The sequence below is a fragment of the Streptomyces sp. NPDC004327 genome (genome assembly GCF_042873935.1).
Lineage (GTDB): Bacteria > Actinomycetota > Actinomycetes > Streptomycetales > Streptomycetaceae > Streptomyces.
Genome location: NZ_JBIAME010000014.1, coordinates 14,903 through 31,733, shown reverse-complemented (window position 1 = coordinate 31,733; position 16,831 = coordinate 14,903). Strand labels below are relative to the sequence as shown.

12 protein-coding genes are annotated in these 16,831 nt (G+C 68.9%); 4 read left to right on the top strand and 8 right to left on the bottom strand.

The window, feature by feature from the left end; all coding sequences use genetic code 11:
- Positions 1–63: 63 nt before the first annotated feature.
- The 8 genes from ACFYU9_RS35760 to ACFYU9_RS35725 all read right to left on the bottom strand — a co-directional run bounded on the left by ACFYU9_RS35760 (position 64) and on the right by ACFYU9_RS35725 (position 12,766).
- Positions 64–1,692, bottom strand: coding sequence for an ABC transporter substrate-binding protein (locus ACFYU9_RS35760; RefSeq protein WP_389347818.1), 1,629 nt, complete (start codon positions 1,690–1,692; stop codon positions 64–66).
- 169 nt (positions 1,693–1,861) lie between these two features.
- The gene (locus ACFYU9_RS35755) at positions 1,862–2,968 is read right to left on the bottom strand and encodes an ABC transporter ATP-binding protein (RefSeq protein ID WP_389208123.1); all 1,107 of its coding nucleotides are present in this window, start codon (positions 2,966–2,968) and stop codon (positions 1,862–1,864) included.
- Positions 2,961–4,019: an ABC transporter ATP-binding protein gene (locus ACFYU9_RS35750; RefSeq protein WP_389208121.1), complete on the bottom strand. Its 1,059-nt coding sequence runs from the start codon at positions 4,017–4,019 to the stop codon at positions 2,961–2,963. The genes ACFYU9_RS35755 and ACFYU9_RS35750 overlap by 8 nt, the downstream gene beginning before the upstream one ends.
- A gap of 13 nt (positions 4,020–4,032) precedes the next feature.
- Positions 4,033–4,986: an ABC transporter permease gene (locus tag ACFYU9_RS35745; protein ID WP_389208119.1), complete on the bottom strand. Its 954-nt coding sequence runs from the start codon at positions 4,984–4,986 to the stop codon at positions 4,033–4,035.
- Positions 4,979–5,911: an ABC transporter permease gene (locus ACFYU9_RS35740; protein ID WP_389209173.1), complete on the bottom strand. Its 933-nt coding sequence runs from the start codon at positions 5,909–5,911 to the stop codon at positions 4,979–4,981. The genes ACFYU9_RS35745 and ACFYU9_RS35740 overlap by 8 nt, the downstream gene beginning before the upstream one ends.
- A 174-nt stretch (positions 5,912–6,085) precedes the next feature.
- Positions 6,086–7,726, bottom strand: coding sequence for an ABC transporter substrate-binding protein (locus tag ACFYU9_RS35735; protein WP_389208117.1), 1,641 nt, complete (start codon positions 7,724–7,726; stop codon positions 6,086–6,088).
- A 451-nt stretch (positions 7,727–8,177) separates the two neighbouring features.
- A complete protein-coding gene (typA, locus tag ACFYU9_RS35730; protein ID WP_389208115.1) occupies positions 8,178–10,079 on the bottom strand; it encodes a translational GTPase TypA in 1,902 nt (633 codons plus the stop codon).
- Positions 10,080–10,384: 305 nt separating this feature from the next.
- Complete coding sequence (locus tag ACFYU9_RS35725) at positions 10,385–12,766, bottom strand: ABC transporter family substrate-binding protein (RefSeq protein ID WP_389347816.1); 2,382 nt, start codon at positions 12,764–12,766, stop codon at positions 10,385–10,387.
- 263 nt (positions 12,767–13,029) lie between these two features.
- On the opposite strand from ACFYU9_RS35725, the gene ACFYU9_RS35720 reads away from it, so the two are divergent.
- From ACFYU9_RS35720 to ACFYU9_RS35705, 4 genes are read left to right on the top strand one after another with little or no spacing between them, the layout of a single operon-like run.
- A complete protein-coding gene (locus ACFYU9_RS35720) occupies positions 13,030–13,257 on the top strand; it encodes a hypothetical protein (RefSeq protein WP_389208111.1) in 228 nt (75 codons plus the stop codon).
- A 38-nt stretch (positions 13,258–13,295) separates the two neighbouring features.
- Complete coding sequence (locus tag ACFYU9_RS35715) at positions 13,296–14,123, top strand: hypothetical protein (RefSeq protein ID WP_389208109.1); 828 nt, start codon at positions 13,296–13,298, stop codon at positions 14,121–14,123.
- 1 nt (position 14,124) lies between these two features.
- Positions 14,125–16,029, top strand: coding sequence for a fumarate reductase/succinate dehydrogenase flavoprotein subunit (locus ACFYU9_RS35710; protein WP_389208107.1), 1,905 nt, complete (start codon positions 14,125–14,127; stop codon positions 16,027–16,029).
- Positions 16,026–16,802, top strand: a complete 777-nt coding sequence (locus tag ACFYU9_RS35705) for a succinate dehydrogenase/fumarate reductase iron-sulfur subunit (RefSeq protein WP_389347814.1) — start codon at positions 16,026–16,028, stop codon at positions 16,800–16,802. Before ACFYU9_RS35710 ends, ACFYU9_RS35705 begins: the two co-directional genes overlap by 4 nt.
- Positions 16,803–16,831 lie beyond the last annotated feature (29 nt).

Sequence of the window (16,831 nt, the reverse complement as noted above, 5' to 3'; positions counted from 1 at the left end):
AGGCGTGCGGCCCGGCGCGCGAGGAGGTCCGCGGGCCGGGCCGTACGCCCTCGGCCTAGGGCGTCACTTGACCTTGATCTCGTTGTAGACCGGGACGCTGAACGGGTTGAGGGCCACGTTCTCGATCCGGTCCGAGTAGCCGGCGCTGCCGTTCTGGTACCAGAGCGGGATGGCTCCCATGTCGTCGCGGAGCACTCCCTCGGCCTGCTGGAAGAGCCCGACGGCCTTGGCGGTGTCGGTCTCGGCGTTGGCCTCGTTGACGAGCTTGTCGAACTGCGGGTTGGAGTACTTGCCGTCGTTCGACGAGGCGCCCGTGAAGTACAGCGGCTGCAGGAAGTTCTGGATCAGCGGGTAGTCCATCTGCCAGCCGGCCCGGAAGGGTCCGGTGAGCTTGGACTGGGTGACCTGGTTGCGGTAGTCGGCGAAGGTGCCGATGGGGTTGCCGACGCACGCCTTGTTGTTGCCGAGGGCCCGGTTGATGGAGTTGCAGACGGCGTCCACCCACTCCTTGTGGGAGCCGGTGTCGGCGTTGTACGAGATCTTCATCGTGCCGCCGGGGATGCCGCCGCCCTCGGCGACGAGCTTCTTCGCCTCGGCCGCGTTGTACACGCAGAAGTTGCCGCAGACGTCCTTGAAGCCGCCCTTCTCGCCGAGGACGGGCGAGGTCCAGTCCTGGGCGGGGGTGCGGGTGTTGTTGAAGATCGTCTGGGTGATCTGCTTGCGGTCGATGGCCATCGACAGGCCCTGGCGCAGCTTGTTCTGGTTGGGCTTGTTCCACGCGGGCTCGTAGAACGGGCAGGCGATCGTCTGGATGATGCCGGCCGGGGTGTTGATGTAGCGGCTGCCGAGGTCGGCGGCGACGTTCTTGAGCTGCGAGGCGGGGATGTCGTCGACGAGGTCGAGGTTGCCGGCCGTCAGGTCGGTGTAGGCGGTGTTGTTGTCGGTGTAGACCTTGAGGGTGATGCCGCCGTTCTGCGCCTTGTCCGGGCCGGGGTAGGCGTCCCACTTCTTCAGGACCATCTGGGAGCCGCGGGAGTAGGTGTCGACGGTGTACGGGCCGTTGCCGATGGGCTTGGCGAGCCAGCCGGCGTGGTCGTCGTAGAACGCCTTGGGCAGCGGCGAGTAGGCCGCGTAGCCGAGGGTGTCGGGGAAGGTCGAGAACTTCTGGGTCAGCTTGATCGTGAAGCTCGTGTCGTTGACGACCTTGAGGCCCGACATGGTGGTGGCGGTCGGCGCGCCCGAGTCGGGGTGGACCTTGGCGTAGCCGTCGATGTAGCCGAAGAAGTAGGCGTTCTTCTGGTTGTTCTTCAGGCTGGCGCCGTAGTTCCAGGCGTCGACGAAGGACTTGGCGGTGACCTTCTCGCCGTTGGAGAAGGTCCAGCCGCTGTTGAGGGTGACCGTGAAGTTCATCGAGTCGGTGGTCGTGATGTCCTTGGCCACCATGTTCTCGGCCGCGCCGGTCTTCGGGTTGTACCGCTTGAGACCGCGGAAGATCATGTCGAGGACCTTGCCGCCCTGGACCTCGTTGGTGTTCGCCGGTTCCAGCGGGTTCTGCGGGTCGCCCCACGACGAGGTCACGACGCCGTTCGCACCCCCGCCGCCGCCACCGCCGCCTCCGCCGCCGCAGGCGGTCGCCGCGAGGGCGACGGCGGTGGCCAGAGCGGCCCACTTGGCGTGCGTGGCTCCGCGCATGGAGTGCCTCCCGAATGTCCTGAAGCTGACTTAGGCCCCAATATCACCCGATATTGACGGGAGTGCACTTTTACGGCGTCCGGACGTACGAAGGCCCCCGGCACCCTCCGTGGGGGTGCCGGGGGCCTTCGCGGCTCCGGGCCGGCCGGACGCCGGAACGGACGCCGGGTCAGACGGCGAGAACCGGCTTGTCCTCGGCGAAGTGGCACGCGGACTCGTGCGCGGCCGGGGTGTCCTGGCCCTTGAAGCGCTCCGGGACGGCGAGCAGCGGCACCTCGGTGGAGCAGAGGTCCTGCGCCTTCCAGCAGCGGGTGCGGAAGCGGCAGCCCGACGGCGGGTTGGCCGGCGAGGGCACGTCACCGGTGAGGATGATGCGCTCGCGGTGCTCGCGGGCGTCCGGGTCCGGCACCGGCACCGCGGAGAGCAGCGCCTGGGTGTACGGGTGCGTCGGGTGGTCGTAGATCTCGGTGTCCGTACCGATCTCGGCCATCTTGCCGAGGTACATGACGCCGACGCGGTCCGAGATGTGCCGGACGATCGACAGGTCGTGCGCGATGAAGATGTAGGAGAGGTTGAACTCGTCCTGCAGCTTCTCCATCAGGTTGATGACCTGCGCCTGGACGGAGACGTCCAGGGCCGAGACCGGCTCGTCGCAGATGATGATCTCCGGGTTGAGCGCGAGGCCGCGGGCGATGCCGATGCGCTGGCGCTGACCGCCGGAGAACTGGTGCGGATAGCGGTTGATGTACTCGGGGTTCAGACCGACGACGTCGAGCAGCTCCTGCACCTTGCGGCGCCGGTCGCCCTTCGGGGCCACCTCGGGGTGGATCTCGAAGGTCTCGCCGATGATGTCGCCGACCGTCATGCGCGGGTTCAGCGAGGTGTACGGGTCCTGGAACACCATCTGGATGTTCCGGCGCACGGCCTTCAGGGCGCGGCCGGACAGCTTGGTGATGTCCTGGCCCTTGTAGAAGACCTCGCCCGCGGTGGCCCGCTCCAGGTTCATCAGGAGCTTGGCGACCGTGGACTTGCCACAGCCGGACTCGCCCACGATGCCCAGGGTCTCGCCCTGGTACAGGTCGAAGGAGACGCCGTCCACGGCCTTGACCGCGCCGACCTGCTTCTTGAAGAGGATGCCCTGCGTCAGCGGGAAGTGCTTCTGCAGGTTGCGGACCTGGAGGATCGGCTCGCCGCGCTTGGCCGGCGTCTCGATCGCGGCCACGGCCGCCTCCTCGGACACGCCCTCGGCCGTGTCGTTCTTGGTCATGTCAGCCATGGATCGTCTCCTTCCAGAAGTGGCAGGCGCTCTTGCGGCCCGGCAGCTCGCCGCCGTCCTGCTCGGTGACCGGCACCAGGGCCGGGATCTCCGTGTGGCAGATGTCGTCGGCCTTGGGGCAGCGCGGGTTGAAGGCGCAGCCCGACGGGATCTTCAGCAGGTTGGGCGGCAGGCCCTTGATCGCGTAGAGCTCCTGGCCCTTCTGGTCCAGGCGCGGGATCGAGTCGAGCAGACCGCGGGTGTACGGGTGCGCGGGGCGCTTGTACAGCTCGTGCACGGGCGCCTGCTCGACGATCCGGCCCGCGTACATGACCGCGATCTTGTCCGCGACGTCGGCGACGACGCCGAGGTCGTGGGTGATCAGGATCAGACCCATGTTGTACTCGCGCTGCAGCTCCGCGAGCAGGTCCATGACCTGGGCCTGGACCGTCACGTCGAGCGCCGTGGTGGGCTCGTCCGCGATGATCAGGTCCGGCTCCAGGGCGAGCGCCATGGCGATCATGATGCGCTGGCGCATACCGCCGGAGAACTGGTGCGGGTAGTCGCTGACCCGGGCCTTGGCGGCGGGGATCTTGACCTTGTCCATCAGCTCGACGGCCTTGGCCGTGGCTTCCTTCTTGGACAGGCCGTGGTGCACCCGGAACATCTCGCCGAGCTGGTAGCCGACGGTGAGGACCGGGTTCAGGGAGGACAGCGCGTCCTGGAAGATCATCGCGATCTTGCGGCCGCGGATCTTCCGGCGCTCCTCGTAGGACATCTTCAGCATGTCCTGGCCGCGGAACAGGATCTCGCCCTGCGGGATCTTGCCGGGCGGCATGTCGAGGATGCCCATGATCGCCTGGGCGGTCACGGACTTGCCGGAGCCGGACTCGCCGAGGACGGCGAGGGTCTCGCCGGCGTCCACGGAGTAGTTGACGCCGTTGACCGCCTTGGCCACACCGTCGCGGGTGTGGAACTCGACGTGCAGGTCACGGACTTCGAGGAGCGGACCGGTGTGGTCGGATCCGTCGCGCGGCGCGGGGACGGCCGCGGTCTTGTCGATGGTGCTCACGTGTACGCCCTCCTCAGCGCATCTTGGGGTCGAGGGCGTTGCGGACGGCTTCGCCGAGCATGATGAACGCCAGAACGGTGATGCTCAGCATGATCGACGGCCACAGCAGGATGTGCGGGGCAACGCGGATCTGGTCGACGGCGGTGGAGATGTCGACACCCCACGAGACGGTCGGCGAGGCCAGACCGAGACCGAGGTAGGACAGGGTCGCCTCGGCGGAGATGTAGCCGCCGAGCGAGATGGTCGCGACGACGATCACCGGGGCCATGGCGTTCGGCAGGATGTGCTTGAAGAGGATCCGCGTGGTGCCGGCACCGAGCGCCTTGGCGGCGTGCACGTAGTCGGCCTGCTTCACCGTGATCACGGCACCGCGCATGACGCGGGCCATCTGCGTCCAGCCGAGGAAGGCCAGCGCGCCGACGACGACCCAGACCGTGCGCTCCTCGAAGGCCTGCAGGACGACCATGGCGCCGAGCAGGAACGGGATGCCGAAGAAGATGTCGGTGATCCGGGAGAGGATCGCGTCCCAGATGCCGCCGAAGTAGCCGGCGAGCATGCCCACGAGGCCACCGAGGACGGTGACGATCAGGGTGACGGTGATGCCGACGATGACCGAGGCACGGGTGCCGTGGATCATGCGGGCGTACACGGAGCGGCCCTGGCCGTCGTAGCCGAGCCAGTCGGGCGCGCCGACGTTGCCGAGGTCCGGCTGGCCCAGGTAGTGCTTCACCAGGTCACCGGCGGTCGGCGAGGCCGAGCTGAACAGGCCCGGGAAGGTCGCGATCGTCAGCAGGAAGAGGATCAGCACCGCGGAGACGATGAAGTACGGGTTGCGGCGCAGGTCGCGCCAGGCGTCGCCCCACAGGGAGCGGGCCTTCTCCTGCTTGGCCGGCGTCGCGACTGCGGCCTCGGCCGGAGCGGCGACGGCGTCCTCGACGGCGGAGGCGGTCTTGGTCACGTCAGGCATACCGGATCCTCGGGTCCAGGACCGCGTACAGCAGGTCGATGAGCAGGCTGGTGACGAGGTAGACGATCACCAGGATGGTGACGAGGCCGACCAGGGTCGTGCCTTCGCGACGGGAGATCGACTCAGCGATCAGACCGCCGATGCCCTTGATGTTGAAGATCTTCTCGGTGACGACCGCACCGCCCATGAGGGCGCCGATGTCGGTGCCGAGGAAGGTGATGACCGGGATCATCGAGTTGCGCATCAGGTGCACACCGATGATGCGGCGCTTCGGCAGACCCTTGGCGACGGCGGTGCGCATGTAGTCGGCGCGCAGGTTCTCCGCCATGGACGTACGGGTCAGTCGGGTCACGTACGCGAGGGACAGACCGCCGAGCACGATCGCCGGGGCGATCAGCTCGTTCCACTGCACGTCGTTGCTGACGTTCGGCGGGATCCAGCCCAGGTTGAACGCGAAGACCATCTTGATGATGAAGCCGAGCACGAAGACCGGGATCGAGATGATCAGCAGGGTGAGGATCAGGATCGCGTTGTCGGCGAGCTTGCCGGCCTTCAGACCACCGATGATGCCGAGGCCGATGCCGAAGATGAGCTCGAACGCGAAGGCCAGGGCAGCCAGTTGGAGCGTGACGGGGAACGCGTCTCCGAGCACCTCGGTGACCGGGCGACCGTTGCGGATCTGGGTGCCGAAGTCCAGGTGCAGGACCATGTCCCGCATATAGACGAAGTACTGCTCCGGCAGCGACTTGTCGAGACCCAGCTCATGGCGCTTCGCGGCCAGGGTCGCGGGATCCGCGCCCTTGTCACCGAACATCGCCAGCACGGGGTCGCCGGGCAGGCTGTGAACCATGAGGAAGATCAGCAGGGTTGTCCCGAGGAAGACCGGGATCATCTGGAGCAGTCGTCGTGCGACATAGCGCCCCATCATGCCTCCGTTGAGATGTGACGGCCGCAGCCGACGGGCCCTCCCCCGACAGCATGCCCGTTTCCGGGCAGGCTGATGTCGTGGAAGGGCCCCCCAGCCACTGCGTAAGGCACCGGCACGCGGAGTTGACATCCCGTCAACTCCGCGTTCGGTGAGCGGACTACGCTTGGGTGATTACTTCTTGACCTCGACGCCGGTCAGGATCGGGTCGCCGTCCTGGCCGTACGCCACGCCGGAGACGCGCTCCGAGTAGCCCGCGTTGACCTTGTAGTACCAGAGCGGGATGGACGGCATGTAGTTGACCAGGTCCTTCTCGATGGCCTGGTACGCCTTGACCGACTCGTCCAGCGTCTTGGTGTTGTCGGCCGCCGCGATCTTGGCGTCCAGCTCCTTGTTGGAGAAGTCACCCTGGTTGCCGCCCGCACCCGTACGGAACAGGTCCGAGATGAAGTTGGCGTTCACCGGGTAGTCGAGCACCCAGCCGGAGCGGTACAGGGACTTGACCTGCTTGGTCTTACGGGCCGTCAGGTCGGCCTGGAAGTCCGGCTTGCCGTCGCCGACGCACTGGACGCCGGTCGCCTGCTGGATGGAGTTGCAGACGGCCTCCACCCACTCCTTGTGACCACCATCAGCGTTGTACTGGATGGAGATCTTGTTGTTCGGGACGCCGCCGCCGGCCTTGATCAGGTCCTTGGCCTTCGCCGGGTCGAACTTGGTGATGTCGCCGGCCGCGTTCTCCTGGAAGCCCAGGACACCCTTGGCGACCCAGCCGGTGGCGGGCTCGCGGGTGCCGTTGAGCACCGTCTTGGTGATGGTGGCGCGGTCGATCGCCATCGACAGACCCTGGATGACGCGCGGGTCGACCTGCTTCGGCTTCTTCCACTGGTCGGCGTAGAAGGCGACGGCGATGGTCTGGATGGCCGAGTACGGCTGGTCCACGGCGCGGTCGCCGAGGTCCTGACGGTAGACCGGGAGGTCCTTCGGGGCCAGCTGACGCAGGACGTCGACGTTGCCCGACTTCAGGTCCTCGTAGGCGGCCTCGAGGGTGGTGTAGTTCTTGAAGACCACACCGCCGTTCTTCGCCTTGTCCGGGCCCTTGTAGCCGTCGAAGCGGACGATCTCGATCTGCTTCTTGTGGTCCCAGCTCTTGAACTTGTAGGGACCGTTGCCGACCGGGTGCTGACCCGCGGCCTTCGGGTCCTTGTAGAAGGACTCGGCCAGCGGCGCGAAGGCGATGTACGCGAGCTTGTGCGCGAAGTACGGAACCGGCTTCGTCAGCTCGATCGTGAAGGTGTTGTCGTCGACGATCTTCAGACCGTCGAGCTTGTCCGAGGTCGGCTTGGCCTTCTCGTCCTCGGGGTGGACCTTCTCGAAGCCCTTGATGTCGGCGAACCAGGACGAGAGGCCCATGGCGTTCTTGATGTTGGCGTTCCAGTTCCACGCGTCCACGAAGGACTTGGACGTGACCGGAGTGCCGTCGTGGAAGGTCCAGCCCGGCTTCAGCTTGACGGTCCACGTCTTCGAGTCCGTCGAGGTGACCGACTCGGCGTTGACCATCTGGAGCGAGCCGTCGGCCTTGTAGTCGACCAGGTTCGAGTACAGGCCCTTCATGACCGCGGAGCCGTTGGACTCCATCGTGTCACCGGTGTACAGCGGCTTCTCCGGCTCACCGAGCTCGATCGAGTAGATCCCGTTCGGGTCGACCTTGCCCTTCGCGTCGGAGCCGCCGTCGCTCTTGCCCCCGCCACAGGCGGTCGCTGCCAGGGCGACAACGATCGCGCCCGCTACCCACTTGGCGCTCTTGGCACCGCGCATGGGTTCCTCCTCATGAGTCCACTTTGTCACTACAAGAGAGGCACTCCATGTGCGCTGCCGACACCCCTGACGGCGTTGCACTCAAGTGCCTCGAGTGTGCTCGTGAGTCGGCACTCCCCACAGTGCGTGACCCATTGACCCGAGCTCAATGGAGCCAACTATTAAGTACGTCCGGGCTGTAAACCACACTTAAGTGGTCTCGTTTTGACAACATCGCCAAGCCACCCAAGACCGAAATCCGGACAAAGCGAGCACAGACAGACAGCGACGAAACGGACCGTTAACACACGTTCCGGAGAGCGACGACCGATATCCGGACGGCCCCGAGACCAAACCGACTTGACGAAAAGTTGAAAAGGGCTCGGCCCCCCGCACGTGGTGCGGGGGGCCGAGCCCTTGAATGTGAGCTTCCGCTCGATCAGCCGTCGCTCAGCCGTCGATCAGCCGTCGATCAGCCGTTCTTGGCGCGCGAGGCGGAGCGGCCGCGCTCCTTCTGGTCCAGGACGACCTTGCGGATGCGCACGGCCTCCGGGGTCACCTCGACGCACTCGTCGTCGCGGCAGAACTCCAGGGACTGCTCCAGGGAGAGCTTGCGCGGCGGGACGATCGCCTCGAAGGAGTCGGCGGAGGAGGAGCGCATGTTGGTGAGCTTCTTCTCCTTGGTGATGTTCACGTCCATGTCGTCGGAGCGGGAGTTCTCGCCGACGATCATGCCCTCGTACACCTCGGTGCCGGGGTCGGTGAACAGGACGCCGCGCTCCTGGAGGTTGGTCATCGCGAAGGCGGTGACCGCACCCGCGCGGTCGGCGACCAGCGAACCGTTGTTACGGGTCGTCAGCGTGCCGAACCACGGCTCGTGGCCCTCGTGGATCGAGTGGGCGATGCCCGTGCCACGGGTGTTGGTGAGGAACTCCGTACGGAAGCCGATGAGGCCACGGGACGGAACGACGAACTCCATGCGGACCCAGCCGGAGCCGTGGTTCGACATGTTGTCCATGCGGCCCTTGCGGACACCCATGAGCTGGGTGACGGCGCCCATGTGCTCCTCGGGCACGTCGACCGTGAGGCGCTCGACGGGCTCGTGGATCTTGCCGTCGATCTCCTTGGTGACGACCTGCGGCTTGCCGATGGTCAGCTCGAAGCCCTCGCGGCGCATCTGCTCGACCAGGATGGCGAGCGCGAGCTCACCACGGCCCTGGACCTCCCAGGCGTCCGGGCGCTCGGTGTCGAGGACGCGGAGCGAGACGTTACCGATGAGCTCGCGGTCCAGGCGGTCCTTCACCTGGCGGGCGGTGACCTTGCGGTCCTTGACGGCGGACTTGGCGTCCGCGCCCTTGCCGGTGCCACCGCGGCCGACGAGCGGCGAGGTGTTCGTACCGATGGTCATGGAGATGGCCGGCTGGTCGACCGTGATCAGCGGCAGCGCGATCGGGTTCTCCGGGTCGGCCAGGGTCTCGCCGATCATGATGTCCGGGATGCCGGCGACGGCGCAGATGTCACCGGGGCCCGCGACCTCGGCCGGCTTGCGGGTGAGCGCCTCGGTCATCATCAGCTCGGTGATGCGGACGTTGGAGATCGTGCCGTCACGCTTGATCCACGCGACCGTCTGGCCCTTGCGCAGCTCGCCCTGCTCGACGCGGAGCAGCGCGATGCGGCCGAGGAAGTTGTCGGCGTCCAGGTTGGTGACGTGCGCCTGGAGCGGCGCCTCCTCGTCGTAGGACGGGGCCGGGACGTGCTCCAGGATGGTGGAGAAGAACGGCTCCAGGTTGTCCGAGTCCTGCGGGACCGTGCCGTTCTCCGGCTTGGTCAGCGAGGCGATGCCGTCACGGCCGCAGGCGTAGACGATCGGGAACTCGATCTGGTCCTCGTCGGCGTCCAGGTCGAGGAAGAGGTCGTAGGTCTCGTTGACGACCTCGTCGATCCGGGAGTCCGGGCGGTCCGTCTTGTTGATGCAGAGGATGACGGGCTTGCGCTGCTGGAGGGCCTTGCGCAGCACGAAACGGGTCTGCGGCAGCGGACCCTCGGAGGCGTCCACCAGCAGGACGACGGCGTCGACCATCGACAGACCGCGCTCGACCTCGCCACCGAAGTCGGCGTGGCCGGGGGTGTCGATGATGTTGATCGTGATCGGGGCCCCGCCGTCCTTGGGGTGGTACTTCACCGCCGTGTTCTTGGCGAGGATCGTGATGCCCTTCTCACGCTCCAGGTCGTTCGAGTCCATCATGCGGTCGTCGAGCTGCTGGTGGGCGGCGAAGGCACCGGCCTGCTTGAGCATGGCGTCGACGATGGTCGTCTTGCCGTGGTCGACGTGGGCGACGATGGCGACGTTACGGATGTCGTGGCGCGTGGGCATGGGTGGCTTGCGCTTCTCTCGGATCGTGGGATGCGGCGTCAGTTCCTCTTACGCCCGCCGGGCGGACGCGCCACGGCTATGTCCTATGGTACGGGGCCGCCGCGCAAGGGGCTTCCCCGGAGGGATCCGAGAGGGTCTACTAGGGGGTTTGGGCCGTGCTTCAGGGGTGGGGAGGGGTCCTGCGGGTGAACGCTGCCGGGTCAAGGGGCGAACATGATCCTGCCCGCCGGCAGTACCGGCGGGCAAGGAAATTGAGCTGCTTCTGAGCTTGCGATTTGGTCTTTCGGTTACTTTCGGGTAATGCGCTACTTCCGCGCGTTCCGTTCCGCGCCCCGCGCCGACTCCGGCTTCTTGAAGCCGATGTCCTGGTAGCGGGGGGCGGCGAAGCCGAAGGCACCCGCGTTCACCACGTCCGGCTTGGCGGCGACCAGCTGCGGGCGCTGGTAGAGCGGGATGGAGCCGGCCGCGGCCCAGATCCGGGCGTCGGCCTGCCGGACCAGGTCACGGGCCTCCGCCTCGTCGAGGGTGGCGGCCGCCTGGTCGAACAGCTGGTCGATGCGGTCGGTGCCGACCCGGGCGTAGTTCTGCTCGACGAGCAGCGAGCCGTCGGACGCCGGCTCGGGCTTGGCGTAGATGGGCCGGGCGTCGGTGGCCGGGAAGGCCGTCGCGGGCCAGGAGTAGAGGGCCAGGTCGTAGTCGCCGGAGGCGATGTGGTCCTTGAAGAAGCTGTCGTCCGAGACCTTGGTCACCTCGGTGTGGATCCCCACGGCGTCGAGCATCCGCACGATCCGGTCGCCGACCGCCCGCAGCGCCTCCGAGCCGGGCCCGGACGGCAGCACGAAGCGCAGGCTGAGCGGCTTGCCGTCCTTGCCGAGCGCCTGCGCGGCGGCGTCCACGGCGGCGGGGGCGGCCGGGGCGGCGCTGCCGCGCGGGGCGTAGGCGCCGGCGACCGGCTGGGCGGGGTGCGCCTCGACCTGCGACTGGGCCTCGGGCCGGGTGCCGGTCTTCGCCTGGGACCTGCCCGGGGAGCCGGCGCCGGTGTCGAGGGCCTCGGCCTGGCGGAGCAGGGCCTCGCCCTGGCGGGCGGCGCCGGGCGCGGGGGCCAGGGCGCCGGTGCCGTTCTCGGGCCTGGTGTCCCCGGGCTTGTCGTCGCCGACGATGTAGAGGCCCTCGTCGGAGGGGCTGTCGTCGCCCTTGTCGTCGCTCTTCTTCGTGGCGGCCGCGGCGCCCTTGGCGCCCTTCTTCGCGGCCTCGCTGCCCGCCTTCGTGCCGGCGGCCGGCTTCTTCAGCGCGCCGCCGGGCACCCAGCCGGCGTCGGCGAGCAGCGCCCGCGCCTCCTTGGTGTCCTGGTCGCCGAGCGCGTCGCTGCTGTCGGCGTAGGCGGGCTGGCCGAGCAGGGCCAGGTGGCTGCCCGGCGGCCTGGCCGGCAGGCCGAGCGGCTTGAGGACGGTGTCGGCCAGTTCCTGGCGGTTGATCGCGCGGGCGACGGCGCGGCGGACCCGTTCGTCGGCGAGCGGCCCGGACTCCCCGTTGAGGGAGAGCTGGGTGTAGGCGGGCTCCAGGGACTTGCGGACGACGAACTTCGAAAGACCGCTCTGCTCCGCCGCGTACCGCGCGATGGCCTGCTGGTTCTTCTCCCGGGCGGCCTGCACCTCGGCGGCCTTGTCCTCGTCGGAGCCGTTGGCGAGCGCCCAGGACTTCAGGGCGGCGGCGGGGGTGATCGCGGAGCCGGGCCCGTGGGTGAGGGTCTGCGCGCCGCCGCGGCCGGCCCGGGCGTCCCGTACGGCGAGCGCGATGCGCTCGGCGACGGACCGGTCGATGTCGGCGAGGTCGAGCTTGCCGGCGGCGAGCGCGGTGGCGCGCTCGGCGCGGGGCACGACGGACAGCACGAGGGAGTCGAGCTTGGCGCTCCGGCCCCACCAGCGCGGGTTGCGGACGAGGGTGATGACGCCGGCCGGGCGGTCGATCGCCTTCAGCAGGAACGGTCCCGCGGTGGCGGCGAGGGCGGGCCTGGCGCCGTCGTTGAAGGTGGCCGGGGTGCCCGTCACCTCCTTGGGGTAGAGCGGCGTGAAGAGCGCGCGCCAGTCGGCGTACGGCTTGCCGAAGGTGACCCGGACCTCCAGGTCGTTCTTGCCGCGCTCGATCTTCTCGATCCGCTCGTAGCCGGCGTTGCGGGCGGTCCAGTAGGCGGTGTCGCGGCCGCTGAGCGCCCGCCACTGGGCGACGAAGTCGGGGGCGCCGATCTCGCGCCCGTTGCTCCACACCGCCTGCTGGTTGAGCTTGTAGAGCACGACCTGCTTGGGCTCGGTCTCGATGACCTGGGCGGATTCCAGGTAGTCGGGGTTGAGTTGCGGCCGGCCGCGCTCGTCGAGGGTGTGCAGCGCGGGCAGTACGGCGCCGGCGATGCGGGCGGTGGTGGCGTCGGCGTCGGCCTGGTACGCGTTGAGGGTGGTGGGCAGCGCGTCGACGGCCCAGCGCAGGGTCCCTCCGTCGGCGATCTTGTCCCGGGTCGCCGGGGCGTCGTCCTGGGCGGCGGCCGGCGGTTCGTCGCCGCTGTCGCCGGAGCTGCATCCGGCCAGCACGGCGAGGGCGAGCACCGCGCTGCCGAGGGTGGCGACGGAGCGGAGCGTGCGGGCACGGGGGCTGCGGAAGCCCGTCCTCCCGCGAGGGGCGCCGACCTGGGCCATGACTTGTACCCCTTCGTCCAGTTTCATGCCATTTGGAGATGATCACACCTATTGCTCATACACTGAAAAGGACGGAGCGGATCCGGTGACGGCGACACGGCGGCACGGCCGGCCAACCCCACTCGTGCGGCCCAATCGCCCGGGCGCCGGGGCGCTCCGGACGAGTGGAATCACGTGCACACGGCTTCCCAAGCGGGATGTGACGCGCGACACTCGCGTGAGTCCCGCGCTGGCGGAAGTCGCTCGCGGAAGTGAGGGCAACCATGTCCGTTCAGGACGACCTGGCGGCCGTCAAGCGCCGTCTGCAGGACCTGGAACGCACCGTCGAGGATCTGGAACACCGCGTCGGGACGGAGCGGGGCGCGCCCCGGGCGCCGGCCGGAGGCCGCGCCGAGAGCATGGTGACGATCCCCGACGCCCCGTACGACTTCGAGAAGTGGACCGGCACCGACGACGAGGGCCTGGGCGCCCCCGACCGCCACGCGCCGTAGCAGTAGGTCACCGACCGGCCGGACCCCAGGAGGCCCCGTTGGCCACAGGTACCGAACCCCCAGGAACCGGAGCGGCGACGGGGGTGCGCTCCCCGGGGCGCGCCTCCCTCGCCGTCCGCCATCTGCGCACCGACCGCTGGTGGCTGGCGCCCGCCGCCACCGCCGCCGGACTGCTCGCCTTCGTCGCCTACTCGACCTGGCGGGCCTTCGCCAACGCGCACTACTACCACGCGCCCTACGTGTCGCCGTTCTACTCGCCGTGCCTCGCCGAGAACTGCGTCCCGATGCCCGGCGGGCCCAACTGGCCGCTCTTCGGCAGCTGGTGGGGCCTCTCCCCCGCCCTGCTGATCCTGGTCTTCCCGCTCGGCTTCCGGCTGACCTGCTACTACTACCGCAAGGCGTACTACCGCGGCTTCTGGGCCTCTCCACCGGCCTGCGCCGTCGCCGAGCCGCACCGCGCCTACAGCGGCGAGACCCGCTTCCCGCTGATCCTGCAGAACGTCCACCGCTACTTCTTCTACCTGGCGCTGCCGGTCGCCGGCATCCTCACCTACGACACCGCGCTGACCTTCCGGGACGAGCACCACGCCTGGGGCCACGCGGGGCTCGGGACGCTTCTCTTCGTCGTCAACATCGTGCTGATCTGGGCGTACACGCTCTCCTGCCACTCCTGCCGGCACGTCGTCGGCGGTCGGCTGCGGCACTTCTCGAAGCATCCCGTCCGCTACCGGCTGTGGACCTGGGCGGGCCGGCTGAACAACCGCCACATGCGGCTCGCCTGGGCCTCCCTGATCAGCGTCGCGGTCTGCGACCTGTACGTGTACCTGCTCGCCACCGGCGCCTTCGACGACCCGAGGTTCTTCTGACATGACTTCCGTGGACCGGCTGTCCGTCGAACGACAGCAGTGGGACGTGATCGTGGTCGGCGCCGGCGGCGCCGGGCTGCGCGCGGCGATCGAGGCGCGGCGCCGGGGCGCCCGTACCGCCGTCATCTGCAAGTCCCTCTTCGGCAAGGCGCACACGGTGATGGCCGAGGGCGGCATCGCCGCATCCATGGCCAACGCCAACCCGCACGACACCTGGCAGACCCACTTCCGCGACACCATGCGCGGCGGGAAGTTCCTCAACCAGTGGCGGATGGCCGAGCTGCACGCCCAGGAGGCGCCCGAGCGGGTGTGGGAGCTGGAGACCTGGGGCGCGCTCTTCGACCGCACCCCGGACGGGCGGATCTCGCAGCGCAACTTCGGCGGCCACGAGTACCCGCGGCTCGCGCACGTCGGCGACCGCACCGGCCTGGAGCTGATCCGCACCCTCCAGCAGAAGATCGTCTCGCTCCAGCAGGAGGGCCACCGGGAGAGCGGCGACTACGAGAGCGGCCTGAAGGTCTTCCAGGAGTGCACGGTCACCCAGATCCTCAAGGACGGGACCGGGCGGGTGGCGGGGGCCTTCTGCTACGAGCGGGAGTCCGGCCGCTTCTTCGTGCTGGAGGCGCCCGCGGTCGTCCTGGCGACCGGCGGCATCGGCAAGTCGTTCAAGGTGACGTCGAACTCCTGGGAGTACACGGGCGACGGGCACGCGCTCGCGCTGCTCGCCGGGGCGCCGCTGGTGAACATGGAGTTCGTGCAGTTCCATCCGACCGGGATGGTCTGGCCGCCGTCGGTGAAGGGGATCCTGGTCACCGAGTCGGTGCGCGGCGACGGCGGGGTGCTGCGGAACTCCGAGGGCCGGCGGTTCATGTTCGACTACGTCCCCGAGGTCTTCAAGGAGAAGTACGCGCAGAGCGAGGACGAGGGCGACCGCTGGTACGAGGACCCGGACCACAACCGGCGACCGCCCGAGCTGCTGCCGCGCGACGAGGTGGCCCGGGCGATCAACTCCGAGGTCAAGGCGGGCCGCGGCTCCCCGCACGGCGGGGTGTTCCTCGACGTGTCGACGCGGATGCCGGCGGACGTGATCCGGCGCCGGCTGCCGTCGATGTACCACCAGTTCAAGGAGCTGGCGGACGTCGACATCACCGCCGAGCCGATGGAGGTCGGGCCGACCTGCCACTACGTGATGGGCGGCATCGGCGTCGACTCGGAGACGGCGGCCGCGGCCGGCGTCCCCGGGCTCTTCGCGGCGGGCGAGGTCGCCGGCGGCATGCACGGATCGAACCGGCTGGGCGGGAACTCGCTGTCGGACCTGCTGGTGTTCGGGCGCCGGGCCGGACTGCACGCGGCCGAGTACGCGGCGGGGGCGGAGCGGGCCGCCGGCATCGGCGACGAGGCGGTGGCCGCGGCCCGGCGGGAGGCGCTCGCCCCGTTCGACGGCGGCTCCTTCGGCGACGCCGCCGAGAACCCGTACACCCTCCACCAGGAACTCCAGCAGACGATGAACGACCTCGTCGGGATCATCCGGCGGGAGGGCGAGATGGCCGAGGCCCTGGAGCGCATCGCCGCCCTGCGCGCGCGGACGGGCCGGGTCGCCGTCGAGGGCCACCGGCAGTTCAACCCCGGCTGGCACCTCGCCCTCGACCTGCGCAACATGCTGCTGGTCAGCGAGTGCGTGGCCCGCGCGGCCCTGGAGCGCACCGAGTCCCGCGGCGGCCACACCCGCGAGGACTACCCGGCGATGGACCGCGACTGGCGCCCGGTGAACCTGCTGTGCCGGACCGGGGCGGACGGCATCGCCCTGGAGAGGGTGCGGACGGAGCCGATCCGGGCGGACCTGCTGGCGCTCTTCGAGAAGGAGGAGCTGGCGAAGTACCTCGCCGAGGAGGAGCTGGAGTCATGAGCACGTACGAGGCACGGTTCCGGATCTGGCGCGGCGACGCCGACGGCGGCGAGCTGACCGACTACGCGGTCGAGGTCCACGACGGCGAGGTCGTCCTCGACATCGTCCACCGCCTCCAGGCCACCCAGGCCCCCGACCTGGCCGTCCGCTGGAACTGCAAGGCCGGCAAGTGCGGCTCCTGCTCGGCCGAGATCAACGGCCGGCCCCGGCTGATGTGCATGACCCGCATGTCGGTCTTCGGCCGCGACGAGACCGTCACCATCACCCCGATGCGCGCCTTCCCGGTCGTGCGCGACCTGGTCACCGACGTCTCCTTCAACTACGCGAAGGCCCGCGAGATCCCGGCCTTCGTGCCGCCCGCCGGCCTCGCGCCCGGCGAGTACCGGATGCGGCAGGAGGACGTCGACCGCTCGCAGGAGTTCCGCAAGTGCATCGAGTGCTTCCTGTGCCAGAACACCTGCCACGTGGTCCGCGACCACGAGGAGAACAAGGCCGTCTTCGCCGGCCCCCGCTTCCTCATGCGGATCGCCGAACTCGACATGCACCCGCTCGACGCGGCGGAGGAGGCGGGCCTCGACCGCCGGCGCACGGCCCAGGACGAGCACGGCCTCGGCTACTGCAACATCACCAAATGCTGCACCGAGGTGTGCCCGGAGGACATCCACATCACCGACAACGCGCTGATCCCGATGAAGGAGCGGGTGGTGGACCGCAAGTACGACCCGGTTGTGTGGCTGGGTGACAAGATCAGGCGGCGCAAGCGCACGCCGTAGCCCCGGTCGCGGGGCCGCAATCCCGGACA

What these genes read in the sequence shown, in the direction of transcription:
- ACFYU9_RS35710 (WP_389208107.1), top strand. Translation starts at nt 14,125, where the DNA reads ATGACTTCCGTGGACCGGCTGTCCGTCGAACGACAGCAGTGGGACGTG.
- ACFYU9_RS35760 (WP_389347818.1), bottom strand. Translation starts at nt 1,692, where the DNA reads ATGCGCGGAGCCACGCACGCCAAGTGGGCCGCTCTGGCCACCGCCGTC.
- ACFYU9_RS35740 (WP_389209173.1), bottom strand. Translation starts at nt 5,911, where the DNA reads ATGGGGCGCTATGTCGCACGACGACTGCTCCAGATGATCCCGGTCTTC.
- ACFYU9_RS35720 (WP_389208111.1), top strand. Translation starts at nt 13,030, where the DNA reads ATGTCCGTTCAGGACGACCTGGCGGCCGTCAAGCGCCGTCTGCAGGAC.
- ACFYU9_RS35705 (WP_389347814.1), top strand. Translation starts at nt 16,026, where the DNA reads ATGAGCACGTACGAGGCACGGTTCCGGATCTGGCGCGGCGACGCCGAC.
- ACFYU9_RS35745 (WP_389208119.1), bottom strand. Translation starts at nt 4,986, where the DNA reads ATGCCTGACGTGACCAAGACCGCCTCCGCCGTCGAGGACGCCGTCGCC.
- ACFYU9_RS35725 (WP_389347816.1), bottom strand. Translation starts at nt 12,766, where the DNA reads ATGGCCCAGGTCGGCGCCCCTCGCGGGAGGACGGGCTTCCGCAGCCCC.
- ACFYU9_RS35755 (WP_389208123.1), bottom strand. Translation starts at nt 2,968, where the DNA reads ATGGCTGACATGACCAAGAACGACACGGCCGAGGGCGTGTCCGAGGAG.
- typA (WP_389208115.1), bottom strand. Translation starts at nt 10,079, where the DNA reads ATGCCCACGCGCCACGACATCCGTAACGTCGCCATCGTCGCCCACGTC.
- ACFYU9_RS35735 (WP_389208117.1), bottom strand. Translation starts at nt 7,726, where the DNA reads ATGCGCGGTGCCAAGAGCGCCAAGTGGGTAGCGGGCGCGATCGTTGTC.